Below are 2,725 nucleotides of genomic sequence, written 5' to 3' on the forward strand. Positions count from 1 at the left end.
ACGGACATCGGCAATGGTTCCGGAATTACTTCGCGGCGGCCGCGGCGATGGCGTCCGCCAGGCCCCGGGCGCCGGCGCGGATGCGGTCGAGCGCCTCGCCGATCTCGGCGTCGGTGACGGTGAGCGGCGGCAGCAGGCGAATGACGTTGTCGCCGGCCGGGACCGCGAGCAGATGCTGGTCGCGCAGCGCCATGTTGACCTTGGTGTTGGGCATCACGCATTTGAGGCCGAGCATCAGGCCGGTTCCCCTGATACCTTCAAGGACCTCGGGAAACTCGTCGGCCACGCCGGCCAGTCCCTGCTTCAGGAGCAGTGCCTTGCGCTGGACATCCTCGAGGAAACCTTCCTCCAGCACCACGTCGAGCACGGCGTTGCCAACCGCCATCGCCAGCGGATTGCCGCCGAAGGTGGTGCCGTGCACGCCGGCGGTCATGCCGACCGCAGCCTCGTCGGTGGCGAGGCACGCACCCAGCGGGAAGCCGGCGCCGATGCCCTTGGCAATCGCCATCAGATCCGGGGTGACGGCGGACCATTCATGCGCAAACAGCTTGCCGGTGCGGCCAATGCCGCACTGGACCTCGTCGAAGATCAGAAGCAGGCCATGCTGGTCGCAAAGCTGCCGCAACCGCTTCAGCGACTGCGTCGGCACCGGGCGGATGCCGCCCTCGCCCTGGACCGGCTCGATCAAGATGGCGGCCGTCTCCGGCGTGATCGCCTTCTCAGCCGCGTCGATGTCGTCGAAACCGACCTGGTCGAAGCCTTCGACCTTTGGGCCGAAGCCTTCCAGATATTTATACTGGCCGCCGGCGGCGATCGTCGCCAGCGTGCGGCCGTGGAAGGCGCCTTCGAAGGTGACGATGCGGAAACGCTCGGGATGTCCCTTGACGAAATGGTAGCGCCGCGCCGTCTTGATGGCACATTCCAGCGCCTCGGCGCCCGAATTGGTGAAGAACACCTTGTCGGCAAAGGTCGCCTCGACGAGCCGTTCGCCGAGCCGGCGCTGCTCCGGAATCTCGTAGAGGTTGGAGACATGCCAGAGCTTCGCCGCCTGCTCGGTGAGCGCTGCAACCAGATGCGGATGGCTGTGGCCAAGTGAATTGACGGCGATGCCGCCGGCGAAATCGAGATATCGCTCGCCCTTGTCGGTGACCAGCCAGGTCCCCTCCCCGTGGTCGAAGGCCAGGGGTGCGCGAGCAAAGGTCTCGTAAAGCGCCGAACCGCTCATTATATGCGTCTCCGGAACCGGAAAATCAAAAAAGCCGCCAAAGCGGCGGCCTTTGCGGCTTATCGTGTTTTTCGGCCATGAAGTCAACGAAAACGTCGCGCATAGGCGCGCGGCATGCCCCTGACGAGACGCCGGTTCATAAGCGGCCGGCAAGTTGGGGAAAACCGGAAAAACCGATTCGTGTTGCCCCGGGGACTCTTGTCACCGAGTCAGCGCATGAGGTATTTGTAGTTGAGAAATAACTAGATTTCGTGCGGCGGACCTAATCACCCGATATATGTGGTGTTGTCTGCCCGGCGGGAGCCGGGACGGGAAGGGATTCCGATCGCCGCACGCCTCAGCAGGAGCGCGGTCTCATGAACTGGACTGACGAGCGGGTAGAACTTCTCAGGAAACTGTGGTCGGAAGGGCTGAGCGCCAGCCAGATTGCGGCACAGCTGGGAGGCGTCAGCCGCAACGCGGTCATCGGCAAGGTGCATCGCCTGAAGCTGTCGGGCCGCGGCCGCGCGACGGCCAGCCCGGCTCGCCAGAAGAAAACCGTGCAGGGATCGTCCATCCAGAAATCGGTATCGCGCGCCGCGACCGCCACGCGCCATGTCACCACCTCGATCGGCGCGACCGCGCTCCAGGCTCAGTTCGACGCCGAGCCTGTGGCGCGCCACTATATCCGCCCGGTGGAAAACGTCGTCGTGCCGATCTCGCGGCATCTGCAGCTGGTCGAGCTGACCGAGCGCACCTGCAAATGGCCGAATGGCGACCCGCTGTCGGAAGACTTCAACTTCTGCGGCAACGACGCCGCCGAGACCGGCCCGTACTGCAAATACCACTCTCGCGTCGCGTTCCAGCCGGCGGCGGAGCGGCGCAGAAGCCGCTGAGCAATAGCGAATAGCGAATAGGAACGGCTTGGCTTCTTGTGACAGGGAGCAAGCCGTTTTTGGTGTTCTCTATTCGCTACTTTCTATTCGCTGTTCGCTCTCCCTTCACAGCCATCCATTCTTCCTGAACCGCCAGTACAGGAACGAGCAGATCAGCGCGATCGCAACCAGCACGGTCGGGTAGCCATACTCCATATGCAGTTCCGGCATGTCGTTGAAATTCATGCCGTAGATGCCGGCGAAGGCCGTCGGCACCGCCAGGATGGCGGCCCAGGAGGCGAGTTTTTTCGAGATCGCGGTTTCCTGACTCTGGCCGACCAGAAGACTGGCTTCGAACGCGAAAGCCAGCACCTCGCGCAGGCTGTCGATCTTTTCCTGGACCGTGCGGATATGGTCGGTCACGTCGCGGAACAGCGGGTGCATCGAAGCATTGATCTGCGGCAGGTCGGCGCTGGTCAGCCGGCGGCAGACCTCGACCAGCGGCAGAGCCGCGTTGCGCAGCCGCAGGAGATCGCGGCGCAGCATATAGAGCCGCTCGATGTCGGAGCCGGTCATCGGCCTGAGCAGGACCTTGTCCTCGATCGCCTCGACCTCGTCCTCGATCTGCTCCAGAACCGGCATGTAG

The 2,725-nt window shown here is 63.7% G+C and carries 3 protein-coding genes; 1 reads left to right on the forward strand and 2 read right to left on the reverse strand.

The features are described from left to right. Positions 1 to 25: 25 nt before the first annotated feature. Positions 26 to 1,225: an aspartate aminotransferase family protein gene (locus tag EN742_RS28285; protein WP_127406542.1), complete on the reverse strand. Its 1,200-nt coding sequence runs from the start codon at positions 1,223 to 1,225 to the stop codon at positions 26 to 28. Positions 1,226 to 1,581: 356 nt separating this feature from the next. Here EN742_RS28285 and EN742_RS28290 point away from each other — a divergent pair, with 356 nt between their 5' ends. Continuing rightward, entirely contained in the window at positions 1,582 to 2,100 is a 519-nt protein-coding gene (locus EN742_RS28290; protein ID WP_126056595.1) for a GcrA family cell cycle regulator, read from the forward strand. Positions 2,101 to 2,205: 105 nt separating this feature from the next. Here the strand turns inward: EN742_RS28290 and EN742_RS39670 are convergent. Beyond that, the coding region (locus EN742_RS39670) for a CorA family divalent cation transporter (protein ID WP_281035009.1) at positions 2,206 to 2,725 on the reverse strand (520 nt) is incomplete at its 5' end.

The organism is Mesorhizobium sp. M4A.F.Ca.ET.020.02.1.1, from assembly GCF_004022645.1.
Classification (GTDB): domain Bacteria; phylum Pseudomonadota; class Alphaproteobacteria; order Rhizobiales; family Rhizobiaceae; genus Mesorhizobium.

Coding starts and splice junctions, on each gene's coding strand:
- EN742_RS28285 (WP_127406542.1), bottom strand. CDS start 1,225: ATGAGCGGTTCGGCGCTTTACGAGACCTTTGCTCGCGCACCCCTGGCC.
- EN742_RS28290 (WP_126056595.1), top strand. CDS start 1,582: ATGAACTGGACTGACGAGCGGGTAGAACTTCTCAGGAAACTGTGGTCG.